At 61.5% G+C, this 16,962-nt stretch carries 14 protein-coding genes; 9 read left to right on the top strand and 5 right to left on the bottom strand.

Annotation, left to right across the window (positions count from 1 at the left end):
• Window positions 1–86 precede the first annotated feature (86 nt).
• From QTL56_RS19260 to QTL56_RS19270, 3 genes are all read right to left on the bottom strand, one after another.
• Window positions 87–779 (bottom strand): RNA polymerase sigma factor, encoded by a 693-nt coding sequence (locus QTL56_RS19260; protein ID WP_245134884.1) that lies wholly within the window; start codon window positions 777–779, stop codon window positions 87–89.
• 383 nt (window positions 780–1,162) lie between these two features.
• Window positions 1,163–3,286, bottom strand: coding sequence for a sensor histidine kinase (locus QTL56_RS19265; protein WP_245134886.1), 2,124 nt, complete (start codon window positions 3,284–3,286; stop codon window positions 1,163–1,165).
• On the bottom strand, window positions 3,283–4,023 hold the full coding sequence (locus QTL56_RS19270; RefSeq protein ID WP_229572983.1) for a response regulator transcription factor: 741 nt from the start codon (window positions 4,021–4,023) through the stop codon (window positions 3,283–3,285). Before QTL56_RS19270 ends, QTL56_RS19265 begins: the two co-directional genes overlap by 4 nt.
• Before the next feature lie 214 nt (window positions 4,024–4,237).
• Here QTL56_RS19270 and QTL56_RS19275 point away from each other — a divergent pair, with 214 nt between their 5' ends.
• The 5 genes from QTL56_RS19275 (at window position 4,238) to QTL56_RS19295 (ending at window position 10,593) form a co-directional block, all read left to right on the top strand.
• Window positions 4,238–5,260: an ABC transporter substrate-binding protein gene (locus tag QTL56_RS19275; RefSeq protein ID WP_502572671.1), complete on the top strand. Its 1,023-nt coding sequence runs from the start codon at window positions 4,238–4,240 to the stop codon at window positions 5,258–5,260.
• Window positions 5,261–5,368: 108 nt separating this feature from the next.
• A complete protein-coding gene (locus tag QTL56_RS19280) occupies window positions 5,369–6,394 on the top strand; it encodes an ABC transporter substrate-binding protein (RefSeq protein WP_245134888.1) in 1,026 nt (341 codons plus the stop codon).
• A 76-nt stretch (window positions 6,395–6,470) separates the two neighbouring features.
• The gene (locus QTL56_RS19285; RefSeq protein ID WP_229572981.1) at window positions 6,471–8,702 is read left to right on the top strand and encodes an ABC transporter permease; all 2,232 of its coding nucleotides are present in this window, start codon (window positions 6,471–6,473) and stop codon (window positions 8,700–8,702) included.
• Complete coding sequence (locus tag QTL56_RS19290; protein WP_245134890.1) at window positions 8,699–9,757, top strand: ABC transporter ATP-binding protein; 1,059 nt, start codon at window positions 8,699–8,701, stop codon at window positions 9,755–9,757. Before QTL56_RS19285 ends, QTL56_RS19290 begins: the two co-directional genes overlap by 4 nt.
• A 32-nt stretch (window positions 9,758–9,789) precedes the next feature.
• Entirely contained in the window at window positions 9,790–10,593 is an 804-nt protein-coding gene (locus tag QTL56_RS19295) for an inositol monophosphatase family protein (RefSeq protein ID WP_245134891.1), read from the top strand.
• Between the two features lie 79 nt (window positions 10,594–10,672).
• Here QTL56_RS19295 and QTL56_RS19300 read toward each other — a convergent pair whose 3' ends face one another.
• Window positions 10,673–11,572 (bottom strand): DMT family transporter, encoded by a 900-nt coding sequence (locus QTL56_RS19300; protein ID WP_245134894.1) that lies wholly within the window; start codon window positions 11,570–11,572, stop codon window positions 10,673–10,675.
• A gap of 4 nt (window positions 11,573–11,576) precedes the next feature.
• Complete coding sequence (locus tag QTL56_RS19305) at window positions 11,577–12,281, bottom strand: SDR family oxidoreductase (protein WP_245134896.1); 705 nt, start codon at window positions 12,279–12,281, stop codon at window positions 11,577–11,579.
• Between the two features lie 107 nt (window positions 12,282–12,388).
• Here QTL56_RS19305 and gcvA point away from each other — a divergent pair, with 107 nt between their 5' ends.
• The 4 genes from gcvA (at window position 12,389) to QTL56_RS19325 (ending at window position 16,961) form a co-directional block, all read left to right on the top strand.
• Window positions 12,389–13,273 (top strand): transcriptional regulator GcvA, encoded by an 885-nt coding sequence (gene gcvA / locus QTL56_RS19310; protein ID WP_245134899.1) that lies wholly within the window; start codon window positions 12,389–12,391, stop codon window positions 13,271–13,273.
• A gap of 348 nt (window positions 13,274–13,621) precedes the next feature.
• Window positions 13,622–14,629, top strand: coding sequence for a Gfo/Idh/MocA family protein (locus QTL56_RS19315; RefSeq protein WP_370660310.1), 1,008 nt, complete (start codon window positions 13,622–13,624; stop codon window positions 14,627–14,629).
• Window positions 14,626–16,197 carry an acyl CoA:acetate/3-ketoacid CoA transferase gene (locus QTL56_RS19320; protein WP_245134903.1) on the top strand — a complete coding sequence of 524 codons (1,572 nt, stop codon included), beginning with the start codon at window positions 14,626–14,628 and terminating at the stop codon, window positions 16,195–16,197. The genes QTL56_RS19315 and QTL56_RS19320 overlap by 4 nt, the downstream gene beginning before the upstream one ends.
• Window positions 16,194–16,961, top strand: coding sequence for an enoyl-CoA hydratase/isomerase family protein (locus tag QTL56_RS19325; protein WP_245134904.1), 768 nt, complete (start codon window positions 16,194–16,196; stop codon window positions 16,959–16,961). The genes QTL56_RS19320 and QTL56_RS19325 overlap by 4 nt, the downstream gene beginning before the upstream one ends.
• Window position 16,962: the final 1 nt, after the last annotated feature.

Genomic DNA, 16,962 nt, shown 5'->3' on the forward strand with positions numbered 1-16,962 from the left:
ATGTCTCTGCAACGCAACAATGTCGTTCGCCTCTTGGTCTAAACCCGGTCGGGTTCTGCCAGTAAGACTTGGCTTGACCGGGAACGTTACAGCATTCCTTTCACGCTTGCGTGATGCCCGGCATCCTTTCCGACAAGCAAGATTTCGATCTCATTGCGGATACGGGTGCGGGCGCGGTGCAGCATGACACGCTGGTTCTCAGGGGTGAGTTCGAGAAGCTCGCAGGTTTTCGCGGCATCATGACCCTCAACATCACGCATGATGAGAACCGCTTTCTGCGCGGGAGGAAGTCGATCGATCATCTCGCGAACATGGTTCCACAACTGTCGCCCGGCGAATATCCGCTCCGGGTTCAAGCCGTCGAAGGAGCGAGGTGCGTTGGCCCAGTGCCCTGTCGCATCGAAACGCGATGGCGACACGGTGTGCTTCTCATCGCCCTGATCACGGTCCTCGGCGAGAGGCGCATAGCGTCCTTCACGTTTGGCGTGGGTTTTCGCCTTGTTCAGCAGAATGGCGATAATCCAGGTCGACAGGGCAGCCTTGCCTTCAAATCTGGAGATGTTGGCAATGACCGAAAGCCAGGTTTCCTGAGCGACGTCTTCGGCCATTGCGCGGTTCTTCACGATGGTCTGCGCCAGGCCGACAAGGGCAGCCTGATGACGCTCGACGAGCAGACGCAGCGCCTCGGGGTCTCCGCTGCGAAGCTGATCGAGAAACAGCCCGTCTGCGTGTATGCGCAGGCCGAAGCCGACTGCGGCGACGAAGAATGTGAAGCCCATATGTACTCCGATCACTGCGCGCTTACCCGACGCTGCGGAGCTACTAAACGTCGTTGAAGACAGGAAAGTAAAGGTCATGGAGGCCGGGTCTCGGGAAATTGAAGACCGTGTCCCGCGACGTGGTCACCGGTGTCCTTCCGGCGGGGTCGGGTTGCTTGGCGTCAGGCTGAGGGCCATGACATTGCCCGCCGATGCAGTGGCGAGGCAATATAACTCCCGGGCGCCGTGGCATGGCTGGCATTAAGGCAAGCCAGGTGCAGCGACGGTGCGAAGACATGGGTGAGCCGAAAATCCTCTGATCACAACGAAACGCGCTCTGTCTCACGGGCTTGGATCCCGGACAGGCAGCAGGCCTTCAACGGCGAGCTTGGGTTCACTCTGGTTCAGCCTGCCATGGCGTCATATCCGACTTTAACGGCAGGAAAACAAAGCTCGACACGTGTTCCTTCCCCGAGGCGGGATTCGATCCTGACTTCACCACCGGACTGGCGGACGAACCCATAGACCATGGCGAGCCCGAGGCCCGATCCCCCGGTTTTCGAGCGTGTCGTGAAATAGGGTTCCATCGCTTGATCCAGGACTTCAGGAGACATTCCGACACCTTCGTCAACGACTGCGATGATGATGGTTTGGGAATTTTCCAATGCTTCCACGCGGATTGCTCCCCCGTCCGGCATGGCGGCCGATGCGTTGAGACACAGGTTGAGGATGGACTGCTCGAGCAGCGCGGGATCGAGGCTGACAGTTGGCAGATTGCCTGCAACTTTCAGCTCCAGCCGATTGCGGCTGCCGATCGCCATTTCCAGGACATCGGCCATCCCTTGAAGGATCGTGCCGACCTCGATCGAAGTCGGACGTATCTGCTGCTGGCTGCCGACGGACAACATGCTGGAGGCGAGCGCTCGCCCGCGCTCGGCAGCCTTGCGTATGCGTCCCAGGTGGCGCTTCTGCCGCTCCGTGAAACCCGGTTCTCGCTCAAGCAGGCCAAGGCTTCCGGTGATGATGCCGATCATGTTGCCGACCTCGTGGCTCACCTGGTGTGTCATGCGCATCACAACATCCAGTCGCTGGGCACGCGCCGCTTCCATCTCCTGGCGATCCAAGGCCGTCACGTCACGGGCAAGCAGCACCACCCCTCCGTCGGGTTGCCGTGATGCTGAAATCTCCACAACCTGGTCGTCGGCAAACCGGTGCCGCAGCATTTGTCGCTCGACAAGCGACCCCCTCTCGTTTTCGGTCGGCATGAGCAGAGGATTGATCTCCGGGACCGTTCCGACGAAGCGCCGCAGCGACATCTTCCGCGACGAACCCGTCTGTCGCATGAGCTCGATGATGCGACGGTTCATGGTGATCGGTCGGCCTGCGGGATCAAAGAGCGCAATGCCTTCGTTCATCGTCCGGAATGTCGATCGGATTGTGCGGGCAGCCGCTTCGGCGGTTCGTCTCAGGCGGGACACACGATCCACGCTCTCCTTGAAAGCGCGGAAGGCGTCAAGCAAGCGGATCAGTTCCGTTTCAGTTCCGGCATAAACGGGCGGCCCCACATTTTCCTCTCCGCGCGCCAGCGCATTCATGCCGCGCGAGAGATCCCCTATTCCATGCGAAACCCGCATCACCGAGCGGATGGAGAGAATGGCAAGGATGACCACCGCGAAGGATGCCAGCGCGATCATGACGAGCAGCTGGCGCAAAGCGCTTGAGGTGGCTTCGAGGTTCTGGTTCAGCGCGCTGGCAACGAATGCGCTCTGGGTTTCCGTTGCATGGGAGAGGTCACGCGAAACCGTGTGCAGGCGCGAGACGGAGGCGCGGATGGTGAACATCTCGAGGAGGTAACGGGTCTGGGCCTCGAAGATCCGCCGATACGGTTCGAGCTGTTCAGGCGAGACCCGCAGGTCGGGGCTTGGTACCAGCATTCGGGCAGTCGTCTCGGCCACGAAGCGACGTTGAAGTTCCCCGAGCTGGAACAGGCTGTCTGATGTCGAGGCGGATTGTGCGATGCCATTCAGGCGTTGCCGCAGATCCTGATCCTGGATCGTGCGAGCGGTCGCTATTTCTCCGAGCGCCACAGCCGCTTCAGCCTTGTGCTCTTGGGCGGCATCGGCATTTGCCGCAAGGGCCAGCGTCTGTGCTTCGATATCCTCGAGCAGTTCGATGATCCGGCGCGCACCGGCGCCTTGCAAGGTCACACCTGGCTGATCCGGTGCCATTGTCTCAAGCAGTGTCTCGACCTGTGCGACCACGGCACGGCTCTCGCTCGAAACACGGTAGGGAGACGTGGCATTCATCAGGAATGGCGCGCTGGAAACAAGGTCGGAAACTTGCCTGGAAACAAGTGAGGCCTTGGCGAGACTTGTAAACGCCTGCACGCTATAGGCCGACATTTCGCTGCGCGCTCTTTGCAGGCCATAAATGGCGACGGTCGACAGGAGGAGGACCGAGACGCAGATGAAGGCGATTGCAAAGGGCAATCGAAAGGCGATGGAGGAGAGGAAGGCGCGGTTGATCAAGGCGATGATCCGGCGTCGTCGATGTGCAGCACATAGCCCTTGCCGCGTCGTGTCTGGATATGGCTGGGCAGGTCGGGGTTGCGCTCGATCTTGCGCCGCAGCCGCAGCACCAGGACATCGACGTTTCGATCGACGAAGCGATCGGAATCAGCCCCCATCCGGTCGAGAATCTGTGCGCGGCTGACGGGCGAGTTCGGCGTCTCGGCGAGTATTTCCAGCAGGGCGAACTCGGCAGAGGTCAGTGTCTTCGTCGGATCGGTCAGGCAAACAGCCCGGCGTTGAGCGAGATCGATGGCCCATTCGCCGAGCCGCAGCGCTGCCGGCGTCTGTTCGCGGTCGCTTTCCCTGTCGTGGCGCAGTTGCGGATGGGTGCGTCTGAGAACGGCCTTGATCCGTGCGGTCAGTTCGTTCGGTTCGAACGGCTTGACGACATAGTCGTCGGCTGCGGTCTCCAGTCCGAGCACCCGATCGGTCGCACTTCCCGCTGCCGTCACCATGACGATGCCGACATCGGTCTGGGCTCTCAGACGCTGCGCGAAGGCCCGACCGGACAGACCGGGCAGATTGTGATCGACCAGAACCAGTTGAACCGTCTCGTGCTGCAATCGCTCCTGCGCGATCTCGGCGGAGGGCGCCGTGATCGGGATCCAGCCCTCTGCCTCCACCAGATCGCAGATAAGCTCCGCCATATCCGGATCGTCCTCGACGATCAGAATTTTTACCTTCTGGTTCAACAAGTTGCAGTCCTCCCATCAGCATCATAACCGCGCCGGGCGAAAACGCCAAAGACTTGGTGGTTATCGGCAAACGTCACAATTGTAACATTTGCAATCTCTGCAATGGGTGACGATGGTGCGGTGAAAGATCGGTAACCATATCCCGGCTTGCCAGCCCGGACCGTTATGGACATGCTTCATCTATTGGAACGGGGAGGTTCCAAGGGAGGACGACGTGAAGTTACTGACCGCCATCGGCGCCGGGTTTTTTGCAACCCTCGCCATGACCACCGCGACCCGTGGAGCCGACGCGCTGAACGTTCTTTGTGGCGTCGACGAAGTCTGGTGTGCCGTCATGGAGAAGACCTACGAGGCAAAGACCGGCCTTGCGGTCAACATGCCACGGATGAGCACCGGCGAAATACTCGATCGTGTTCGCGATGAGAAAGATCAGCCCACGGTTGATGTCTGGTGGGGTGGCACCGGGGTTACACACCTGCAGGCGGCCTATGAGGGGCTGCTCGAACCCTACCGCCCGCAGCAGGAAGCTGACCTTCTGCCCTGGGCGCGGAATTTCTTCTCCCTGTCTGGTGGCACGGCCGTCGGCCTCTATGCCGGTGCGCTCGGCTTCGCCTACAACGCGGATCTTCTCTCGGCTGCCGGTTTGCCGGCGCCCAACTGCTGGAAGGATCTCGCCAAGCCCATCTATCGCGGGCATATCCTGTCCGGCAATCCGCATTCCTCGGGCACGGCCTTCACGACCCTCGTCACGCTGGTGCAACTCCTCGGCGAAGACGAGGCATTTGTCTACATGCGCGAGCTCGGCCGCAACATCACCGAATACACCAAGGCCGGTGCCGAGCCGGTCAAGGCGGCGGGCAGGGCAGAGATCACCATCGGCATCTCCTTCATGCATGATGCCGTCACTCAAAAGGAGGCGGGCGCTCCCCTCGTGATCGTCGCACCCTGCGAGGGTACCGGCTATGAAATCGGAGCCGTCAGCATCGTCAAAGGCAGTCGCAATCTGGAGGAGGCGCGCCGCTTCGTCGATTTTGCCCTGAGCCCGGATGGACAGGCAACCGGCGCCACCGCCGGCCAGAACCAGGTGCCATCCCACGCCAGGGCCATGCTGCCGCCTGCCGCTCCCGACATCTCGATGATCAAGATGGTGGACTATGATTTCGCCACCTTCGGTTCACCCGGACAGCGAAGTCGGCTGCTGAGCCGCTTCGACAGCGAGATCAACCCGACCAACTGAACCTTCAACAACTGGACGGTCCCTCGATCGGCGCCTTTTCGGCACCGCCGCCGAAGGCTTGTCCTTTGTCTTCGACTTCCATCAGACGCAAGCAACAGGAGGATACCCATGCGACTGACTATACTCTCCACTCTACTCTTCGCCGGCACGAGCTTGTCTGCCGGCTCGGCCTTGGCCGCCGGTGAGCTCAACCTCATCTGCGCCGCGGACGTCGTCATCTGCGAACAGATGCAGGGCGATTTCGAAAAGGCCCATGACATCAAGGTCAACATGGTTCGCATGTCTTCGGGCGAGGCCTATGCCAAGATCCGTGCAGAAGCCCGCAACCCAAAGACCGACCTCTGGTGGGCCGGCACCGGCGACCCTCATCTCCAGGCCGCCTCCGAGGGGCTGACGGAAGAATACAAGTCGCCAATGCTCGACGAGTTGCAGGATTGGGCGAAGAATCAGGCCGAAAGCTCGGGCTTCAAGACCGTCGGCGTTTATGCCGGGGCGCTCGGCTGGGGCTACAACACCGATATCTTCAAACAGAAGGGCTACAAGGAACCGGTCTGCTGGGCCGACCTCCTGGCGCCGGAACTGAAGGGCGAGATCCAGATCGCCAATCCCAATTCGTCCGGGACGGCCTATACGGCACTCGCCTCGCTCGTGCAGATCATGGGTGAAGACAAGGCCTTCGAATACCTGAAGGCGCTCAACGCCAACATCTCGCAGTACACCAAGTCCGGCTCCGCGCCGGTCAAGGCGGCTGCCCGTGGTGAAACCGGCCTCGGCATCGTCTTCATGCATGATGCCGTAGCCCAGACGGCCGAAGGTTTCCCCGTCAAGTCCATCGCACCTTGCGAGGGCACCGGCTACGAGATCGGCTCCATGTCGATCGTCAAGGGCGCCCGGAACATGGAAAACGCCAAGGCCTGGTACGACTGGTCTCTGAAGCCGGAAGTGCAGTCGCGCATGAAGGACGCCAAGTCCTTCCAGCTTCCCTCGAACAAGACAGCCGAGATCCCCAAGGAAGCGCCGCGGTTCGAAGACATCAAGCTGATCGACTACGACTTCAAGTCCTATGGCGATCCGGAAAAGCGCAAGGCTCTGCTCGAGCGCTGGGATCGTGAGATTGGCGCCATCGCCAACTGACGTTTGACCCTATCCGCCGGCGGTCTTTTGACCGCCGGCCCATCTCCTTCTCGCGAATTTACTGATGAGGTCGACCATGAGACATGGCAACCGCAGACTGGACCTGTTGCTGGCCTTTGGCGCCGCGTCCTTCTTGATGCTTCCCTGGTATAGGCTGGATAGCGGCTTCTTCGGCCTTGGCTGGCTCGGCGATTACCCGTTGTCGGAGCAAAGCGCGCCAGGTGTGCTTCAGCTTTTGGGTCACGGCCGCCTCTGGCTTCTTGGTGTTGTCCTCTTCTTCGGGCTCGGCTTCGCCGCCCGGTTCATCGCCGACCCGATGCGCCGTGGAGCCTTCTTCTCGGCCGCAGGCGCTGCGGGTCTCGTCTATCTCTGCCTGCAGGGACTCGCGGTTGGCTTCTCCGGCTGGACCTGGGCGATTAGCGAAACCCTTTTCGGACCACTCTCCGACGGTCAGGCCTCCATGGGCGCCGGTGCCGTCACCATGGCGATCGTCTTCGTGCTCATGTTCGCCTTCGGCCTTGTCGAGCGTGGGGTCATGAAGGGTGACGCCTTCGTCGTCGGTTCGATCTCGCTGCTCGTGTTTCTGGTCTTTGTGTTCGTTTTCTATCCGATTGGCAGCATGCTCGTCGCTGCCGTCCAGGATTTCGACGGTTCCTTCAAACCGGACGGTTTCATCCGCAATCTGCAGGATCCGGGTATCTGGAGCCTCAGCTGCCTGATTGGCGACGGACGCTGTGGCGTCGCCTGGCGCACCTTCACGCTTGCCATCATGACGGCGTCTGCCTCCACTCTGCTGGGCTTGGCCTTCGCGCTCGTCGCGACCCGCACCCGCTTCCCATTCAAGAAGGGTCTGCGCCTTCTGACCGTTCTGCCGATCATCACGCCACCCTTCGTCATCGGTCTTGCGCTCGTGCTGCTCTTTGGCCGGGCGGGCGTTGTCACCGAAGCCCTGTCGAGCCTCTTCGGCATCGAACCGGGGCGCTGGCTCTATGGCCTGACAGGCATCTGGATCGCCCAGGTCCTGTCCTTCACCCCGATCTCGTTCCTTGTCCTGATCGGCGTTGTCGAGGGCGTCAGTCCCTCGATGGAGGAAGCCTCGCAGACACTGCGTGCCGACCGCTGGCGCACCTTCTGGCGCGTCTCGCTGCCCCTGATGAAGCCGGGTCTCGCCAATGCCTTCCTGATCGGCTTCATCGAGAGCATGGCCGACTTCGGCAATCCGCTGGTGCTCGGCGGCAGCAATGGCGTGCTCTCGACCGAAATTTTCTTCGCCGTGGTCGGCTCGCAGAACGATCCATCCCGCGCGGCTGTCCTCGCGCTTGTCCTCCTGTTCTTCACCCTGTCGGCCTTTCTCGCCCAGCGCGTCTGGCTGTCCGGCAAGAATTTCGCCACCGTCACCGGCAAGGGGGACAGCGGCGCTCATATCGCCCTGCCGCGCAGCATCTCCATCGGCGTGCATGCGATCGTGATCCCGTGGATGGTCTTCACCGTCGTCGTCTACGGCATGATCCTCGTCGGGGGCTTCGTCACCACCTGGGGCCTGGACAACACGCTGACCCTCGAACACTACGCCCGCGCGTTTTCCGTGAGCATCCAGAACGGTTCGATCGCCTGGACGGGTGTCGCCTGGAATTCTTTCTGGACGACCATGGAGATTGCCCTCATCTCCGCGCCGCTGACGGCGGCCGTCGGCTTGCTCACCGCCTACATCATCGTCCGGCAGAAGTTCGCCGGCCGGAACCTCTTCGAGTTCGCCCTGATGATGAGCTTTGCCATTCCCGGAACGGTCATCGGCGTCAGCTACATCATGGCCTTCAACCTGCCGCCGCTTGAAATGACGGGCTCGGCACTGATCCTGATCGCCTGCTTCGTTTTCCGCAACATGCCGGTCGGCGTGCGCGGCGGGATCGCGGCGATGAGCCAGCTCGACAAGAGCCTGGATGAAGCCTCGCTGACGCTGCGGGCCGACAGCTTCCGCACGGTGCGCAAGATCATCCTCCCGCTCTTGAGGCCGGCCATCACCGCTGCACTCGTCTATTCCTTCGTGCGGGCCATCACCTCGATCAGCGCTGTGATCTTCCTGGTCAGCGCCGAACACAACATGGCGACCTCCTACATCGTCGGCCTCGTCGAAAACGGCGAATACGGGGTGGCAATCGCCTATTCCTCGATGCTGATCGTCGTGATGATCACGGTCATTGCCGGCTTCCAGCTCCTTGTCGGCGAACGCAAGCTTCGCCGCGAAAATCGTGTTGCCGGTCTCGGCAACAACAATCCCGTTCCTCTCGGTCAGGAGAAAACCGCATGATCACCGTCAAAGCCGGATCCGTCACGTTCCAGAATGTCCGCAAGACCTTCGGTGCCTTCACCGCCATTCACGACCTTTCCCTCACCATCGAGCCGGGGACCTTGGTGACCCTGCTCGGGCCCTCCGGTTGCGGCAAGACGACAACATTGCGGATGCTGGCAGGTCTGGAACATCCGACATCCGGAAAGATCCTGATCGGTGGCAAGGATGTCACCATGCTGCCCGCCAACGAACGCGACGTCTCGATGGTCTTCCAGTCCTATGCGCTTTTTCCGCACATGACCTCGCTCGAAAACGTTGCCTATGGCCTGCAGTCGTCCGGCTTGGCCAAGAAGGAAGCGCGTGAGAAGGCCGAAGAGGGTCTCAAGCTTGTGGGCCTCGCCGCTATGGGGCACCGGCTTCCGGCAGAGCTTTCGGGTGGTCAGCAGCAGCGTGTCGCTGTCGCCCGTGCTCTGGTTCTGGAGCCGCAGGTGCTGCTGCTCGACGAGCCGCTTTCCAATCTCGATGCACGTCTGAGGCGTCGTGTCCGCACCGAAATCCGCGATCTCCAGCAGCGTCTCGGCTTTACCGCCGTCTACGTCACCCATGACCAGGACGAGGCACTCGCTGTCTCGGACCGGATCATCGTGATGAAGGACGGCGAGATCGCGCAGTCGGGTGCGCCGCGTGAACTCTACGAAGCGCCGGCCTCGCCTTTCATCGCCGATTTCATGGGGGAGGCGAATGTGCTGCCCTGCGAGGTCGTGCAGTCCGATGGCAGCGAAGTCCTGGTGCGTGTCAGCAATCTCGAGCATCGGCTGCAGTCCAAAGCGGGCCAGGGCCCAGCCAAACTTGCAGTCCGCCCCGATTCCATCCGGATCGGCTCTGCCGGCGCAGACGGCCTGAAGGGACGCATCCTTCACTCTGCCTATCTCGGCGGCCACGTCGAATACGAGGTCGAAACCGATGTCGGAACGCTTTTTGTGATCGATCACGATGTCGATCATGCCCATGCCGCCACGAGCGACGTCACACTGGCGTTCAAGAACCGTGGCATTGCCGTCATCAGCGGCTGAAACCGATTTCAGAAAGTTCAAGGATAAAGAGAATGACGGTAAATGATACGGCGCTTGCAGCGCGTTTCTCCCTGGCCAGGACGCTGGCAGCCGAAGCGGGGGCTATGGCGCTCGACTATTTCAACCGGCGCGATACGCTGGTGATCGAAACGAAGCGCGATCTTCAGGACGTGGTGTCCATCGCCGACCGCAACGTGGAGACATTCCTCAAGACGCGTGTTGCTGAAATCTATGCGAATGACGGGTTCCTGGGAGAGGAGTTCGGCCATGACGAAGGCACCTCCGGTTTCACTTGGGTCGTTGATCCAATCGACGGCACGGCCCCCTTCGTCAACGGCATGCCCACCTGGTGTGTCTCCGTCGCCATCGTTCGCGATGGTGAACCGGTCGTCGGCGTGATCCACGTGCCCTGCTCGGATGAGCTTTACGCCGCGGCCCTCGGTTTCGGTGCGACGCTGAATGACCAGCCCCTGCGTCTCGATCCCACCCGCAATTTGCAGAATGCGATGACGGGGATCGGCTGCAACAACTACGTCACACCCGAACGCGTCGGCGCCATTATCGCCGGCCTGATGGAGCGTGGCGGCAACTTCATCCGCAACGGGTCGGGTGCACTGATGCTCGCCTATGTCGCCGCTGGTCGCCTGGTTGGGTACTATGAGCCCCACATGCGCGCCTGGGACTGTATGGCGGGTTTCTGCCTGGTGCGCGAAGCCGGCGGCAAGAACCTTCACTTCCCGGGCGCGGGCGCCGAGTTCCTGAACGGGCATCCGGTGCTCGCCGCCAACCCGTCATGTTATGACGAACTCCTGCAGCTTCACACGAGCAATCTGTGACACCCATGCGGTCCCGCTGACCGTTGCGGCGAGGCGTGCTCCGCCTGCCGCAACGTCTCGCCCGCCGCTCCGCCCATGCTCAAAGGCGTTGCGCTCTGTACCCCCGGACTGAAGACCACTGGATCAGCCCGACACCGGCCAGAATCGAGACAAGTGCGATATATCCCGAAAGCGGGATCGTCTCACCCACGAGCGCCACGCCGATCAGGAGAGCCACGACCGGCGGTACGTAAGTGACGCTGGACGCAGCCAGCGCACCGAGAGTCTCGACGATGTGGTAGTAGGCGACATAGGCCAGACCCGTGCCGCAAAGGCCAAGACCGAGGATCAGCCCTGCGGCTGCGCGATGGTCATCGAACACGGCGCCAATTCCCTGCAACGGTGTCACAAGTGCCAGAAGCACCATGCCGATACCAATCTGCCATGTCGTCAGGGCTGCGGCCGGAAGCTTCAGCGGGCTGATGAACTTGCGTGCATAGACGAAGGAACAGCCGACACTGAGCGATCCGCCGATCATCCAGCCGATGCCGTCAATGTCGATCTGTCCCGTTGCGGACCACGGTTGCGCGACCAGAAGCACGCCAAGAAAGCCGAGGACCAACCCTGCCATCTTTCCCCTGCCAAGCGGCTCCTCGCGCAGGAACAGGAAGGCGCAGACGAGCGTGAAAAGAGGGATCGCCCCGCTGAGCATGCCCGCAACACCTGAGGGCAGAAGCACCGTTCCACGGGCGAATGCATAGTAGTAGAGCGCAGTTGCGAGCAGCGCCATGATGACGAAGTGGTGGCCGTGGCGAAGCTGGCTCCATCTCAGATCGCCCCGCCAGAGCGCGTAGACGACGACGGGAATGAAGCCGAAGATGACGCGCAACAGCGTGATCTGCACCGGCGTGATATGGAGAGCCGCCCATTTGACGAAGATGAAGTTGCTCCCCCACACAAGCCCGAGAAAGCAGAAGGCGACAAGTGCAGAATTCCTCATCGAATTATACGGACCTCGTCACGCCGCCATCGACACGAATGTTCTGGCCGGTGATGTAGGCCGCACCATCCGAGGCGAGGAACGAAACGGTCGCCGCAATCTCCTCGCTTGTGCCGTAGCGCTTCATCGGCACGCTGTCGCGCCGTTCCTCGGTGGCCGGAAGGCTGTCGATCCAGCCCGGCAGGACATTGTTCATGCGGATGCCTTCTGCGGCATAGGTGTCGGCAAACACCTTGGAGAAGGAGGCAAGGCCCGCCCGGGCGACGGCGGATGTCGGAAACATCGCGCTCGGCTCGAACGCCCAGGTGGTGGAAATGTTGATGATGGAGCCGGATTTCTGGCGCTGCATGATAGGCGTCACCAATCTGGTCGGACGCACCGCGTTCAGGAAGTAGACATCGATCCCGGCATGCCAGTCCTCGTCGGTGATTTCGAGGATCGGCTTCCTCGGGCCGTGGCCGGCACTGTTGACCAGAACATCGATGCGGCCCCAACGGTCCATGGTGCCGTCGATCAGCCGCTTGAGGTCGTCGTTCGACTGGTTCGAACCCGTAACTCCCAGGCCGCCGAGTTCCTGCGCCAGCGCTTCGCCCTTGCCCGACGACGACAGGATGGCCACTTTGAACCCATCAGCGGCCAGACGTCGGGCTGATGCCGCCCCCATACCGGAGCCGCCAGCAACCACCACCGCCACTTTTCCTGCAGACATGTCGATCTCCTTCGTTGGAATTTGCGTTATCTGTTCACGGTGATAGCATGATGCGAAAGCGCAAACGAACCAGAACGAAGCGCATCATCCAGTAGAAAAACTATTCAATGGCTGACGATACAAGGCGGCTTCCTCCCCTCAATGCGCTCCGGGCCTTCGAAGCGGCATCGCGACATCTGAACTTTCGGCTAGCTGCTGAAGAACTCGGGGTGACGCAAGGCGCGGTGGCCCAGCAGGTCCGCGGTCTTGAAGCGGTCCTGGGGCTGAAACTCTTCGACCGCCGTGCAAGGACAATCGCGCTTACCGAACCGGGGAGAAGCTACGTCAGCAATATCAGCCGTGCTTTCGAGCTGATCTCTGACGCGACCGACGCTCTGAAGCCTGAACCCCGCCACCTGACCATCAGCGTCACACCAACCTTTGCATCGCGCTGGCTGATCCCGCGATTGCCGGACTTCACGGAAGCGCACCCCGATATCGACCTGCGAATCCTCGCGACGGATCGGATCTCCAATTTCCAGACGGATGCGGTAGATCTGGCCGTGCGCTACGGCCGGCCGCCTTTCGGCCCAGGCCTCGTTGCCGACCTTCTGTTCGAGCAGGTGCTCGTTGCGGTAGCCAGTCCGCTGCTGATCGACAAGCTGGGACCACCCAATGATCTCGACAACCTCAGGCACTATGCGCTCTTGCATGATTCCCATGATCTTTGGCCGCAATATCTGGAGGCCGCCTTTCCGACTGGTTCGGTCGCAACGGGCAAGAACATCCGGTTCAACCAGACCTCTTTGGCCATTGAGGCGGCAGTGGCCGGACAGGGCCTTGCTCTCGCCAGCCTCTTTTTCGTGAGGCATGACCTGGAGTCGCGTCGCCTTGTCCAGCCGCTGAAGGAAGAGTTGAGGGTCGGCGCGGATTTCTATCTCGTTTCCCCGCGAAAACCCCGTTATCCGGCGGCGGTCCGGGAGGTTCGAGAGTGGATGAACGCACGCCGTTGAAGGCATCAGGCCTTTCGCCGATGAGTTCGCCACCACCTGATAGTCTCTGACGGAGTGAAAAGCGGCGCATCGGGGAATTTTTTGTCTCGACCTGGCCGACCGATCTGCAGACGCGGTCATCAAAACCCGGGCGAAGCGCCGTGGTAAGGCGCCGCACAGTTCGCGCGGACGGCGTCGACGTGAGAGGCTGGCACGCCATTCTTCAACAGATTTGGGCCTCCGTCATCCGCACGCGCGGCTGCATGCGAAACGCTGCATCCAGATCCGGCTAGAAACAGGGTTGACAGACAGTTTGGATCGTTCCATAAAAATTGGAACGATCCAAGTTGTGTTGGAATGTGGAAGGAAATGCGAATGCGGTGGGCGTTGATCGGAGCCAGCACAATTGCGCGTCAGTACATGGTCGGCGCCATTCGCGCTGGGCATGGCGAGATATCGCATGTGTTGAGCGCATCGGCGGAGAGGGCCGGAACCTTTGCCGCTGCGCATCACATCCCGAACTTCGGAAGTGATCTGGAGGAGATTCTTGCAGATCCAGACATCGACGCAGTCTACATTTCCACCACCAACGAAAAGCATCTGTCTCAGGCCTTCGCAGCCGTGAAGGCCGTCAAGCATGTGCTGTGCGAGAAGCCCCTGGCGCTCACGCTGGAGGATGCGGTTGCCATGGTGCGCGCCGCTGACGAAGCAGGGGTTGTCTTCGCGACGAACCACCACCTGCGTTGCTCAGGAAGTCATCGTGCCGTGCGTGCGCTGATCGCGTCCGGCAGGATCGGCCGGGTGCTTTCCCTGCGCCTGCATCATGCCGTCCATTTACCGCCGCATCTTCAAGGGTGGCGCATCAACGCTCCGGATGCCGGCGGCGGGGTCATTCCCGACATCACTGTTCACGATGCCGATGTCGCCCGCTTCCTGCTCGGGGAAGATCCCGTTGCGGTCGTGGCGCAGATGGCAAGCTCTGGCCTGGGTGAGGGCGTCGAGGACTCGGCAATGTCCGTGTGGACCATGCCGTCGGGTGCCATGGTGATGAGCCATGAGAGCTTTACGCATCCCTTCGCGGGCTCTGGCCTCGAGGTGCACGGCACGGATGGGTCGATCTTCGCCCGGGATGTCATGACCCAAAACCCGATTGGCTTGGTCGATTTGGTCACCGCTTCCGGACGGGAGGCAATCGAATTCGAGAAGCACGATTTGTACGAGGAGGGCGTGCGCCGCTTTCATGCTGCCGTGGCTGGTGAGGGTGAACCGGCGGCAACCGGCCTCGATGGGGTGAAGTCACTCGCCGTAGCGCTCGCCGTGCGTGATGCCGCAATCCGGGGCGTACGGGTTGACGTCAACTATGGAGGTCTGGTTTGAGCAAGCTCGTCACCCCTTCCGAAGCTGTCTCGCGGATCCCGGATGAAGCTGTTGTGACGGTGTCCTCGTCTTCGGCGCTCGGCTGTCCGGATCTCGTCCTCGCTGCCCTGGGGCAACGCTTTGATGTTGAGGGCTATCCGCGCAATCTCACCATGCTGCATCCGATCGCCGCTGGAGACATGTATGGTGTCAAGGGCATCGACCATATCGCGAAAGACGGCCTGATCAGCCGTGTGCTTGCCGGCTCTTATCCATCCGGTCCGTCGAACCTGCCCATGCCAGAGATCTGGAAGATGGTCGTCGAAAACAGGGTCGAGGCCTACAATGTCCCCTCGGGCATCATGTTCGACATGCACCGTGAGGCGGCTGCACGGCGTCCCGGCGTTTTGACGCGGATCGGCCTTGATACTTTCGTCGATCCCGTCCGCGAGGGCTGTGCGATGAATGAAAGAGCATCGGCCCGCCCCATCGTCAGCCGTGTGGAATTCGCCGGCGAAACCTGGCTGCACTTTGCCAACATCCATCCGGATGTCTGCATTCTCAGGGCCACCACTGCCGACGAGCGCGGCAATCTCACCTACGAACACGAGGGAGCCTATCTTGGCGGTCTCGAACAGGCGATCGCGACGCGCAACAATGGCGGTCTCGTCATCGCCCAGGTGAGCCGCGTCACCGCAGCCGGCAGTCTGCGTCCCCATGACGTGCGCGTCCCCGGCCATCTCGTTGACCTCGTCGTCCTGGATCCCGACCAGAAACAGACCTGCGAGACGCCATATGACCCGGCCATATCGGGGCAGATCATGCGGCCCTGGTCGAGCTTCAAGCTGGCCGAACATGGCGTCGAGAAGGTCATCGCCCGCCGAGCCGCACTCGAACTGAAAGCGGGGATGACTGCCAATCTCGGCTTCGGCATCAGCGCGCAGGTGCCGCGCATCCTGCTTGAGGAAGGGCATCCCGAGGCGGTCACCTGGGCAATCGAACAGGGTGCCGTCGGCGGCATGCCGCTCACCGATTTTGCCTTCGGCTGCGCCTCGAATGCCGACGGTTTCATGCCCTCGCCACAGCAGTTCATCTATTTCCAGGGCGGCGGTTTCGACGTGTCTTTCCTGTCCTTCCTGGAGGTGGACGTGGAGGGCAATGTCAATGTCTCGAAGCTTGGCAAGAAGCCCTATCTGACCGCAGGCTGCGGCGGCTTCGTCGACATCACCGCGCATGCGAAGAAGATCGTTTTCTCCGGCTGGTTCGAGGCCGGTGCGACGGTCGACCTAACCGAAGACGGTATCCACGTCCGCAGTCCGGGCAAGTTCACGAAAATGGTGGAGAAGGTCGAACACGTGACCTTCTCCGGCCGCAGAGCCCGTGAGCAGGGGCAGGACGTTCTCTACGTCACCGAGCGTTGCGTGATGCGCCTGACGGCGAGCGGTCTCGTCGCAACCGAGATCATGCCGGGCATTGAACCCGAGCGGGACATCGTCGTTGCCTCGCACGGCCGGGTGAAAATCGCACCGGATGCGCACGTCATGTCGACATCCCTCCTGTCGATGGATCCGATGGGGTGGGCACCATGAGCGCGGTTCACCTGGAGATCACAGACGGGACCGCGGAGATTCGGCTGGATAATCCTGCCAAGCTCAATGCCTTCACCGTCGAAATGCTGGCGCAGCTGGCCGACCATCTCGACCGACTTGATAGGGCGCAGGACGTTCGTTGCGTCATCGTCACGGCTGAAGGCGAGCGGGCCTTCTGCGCAGGGGCCGACATCAACGCCTGGGGCGATCTGACGCCCGCCGAATTCGCCCGGCACTGGGTGCGCGATGGGCACCGCATCTTTGATCGCCTCGCACGATTGTCGAAGCCGGTGATCGCGGCCATGGCGGGTCACGCCTTTGGCGGCGGTCTGGAACTTGCTGCCGCCTGCGATGTCAGGGTCATGACCCCGAACGCGACGATTGCGCTTCCGGAAGCTCATGTCGGCATCGTCCCGGGCTGGTCGGGTACGCAGCGCCTGGGCCGGCTGCTCCCCGAACCGGTCTTGAAGGAGATGGCCCTCTTCGGTCGGCGGATCTCTGCCGAGCGGGCACATGCCTTCGGGTTCGTGGCCGAGGTCTCGGCAAACCCTGCCGAGACGGCCCGAAGCATGGCCCAGGCGGTCCGCGGTCTATCCCCGCGTTCCGTCGAAGTGGCGAAATTCATGATCCATGCGGGCCGGGGCGAAGATCGCGACGCAATGATCGAGGCACTCGGCAGTGCCGCAATTTCGGCCAGTGCCGATCGCGACGAAGGTGTCGCCGCCTTCTGCGCGAAACGCAAACCCGCATTCTCTGGAGAATGAC

This window comes from Peteryoungia algae, assembly GCF_030369675.1.
GTDB classification, from domain to species: Bacteria; Pseudomonadota; Alphaproteobacteria; order Rhizobiales; family Rhizobiaceae; genus Allorhizobium; species Allorhizobium algae.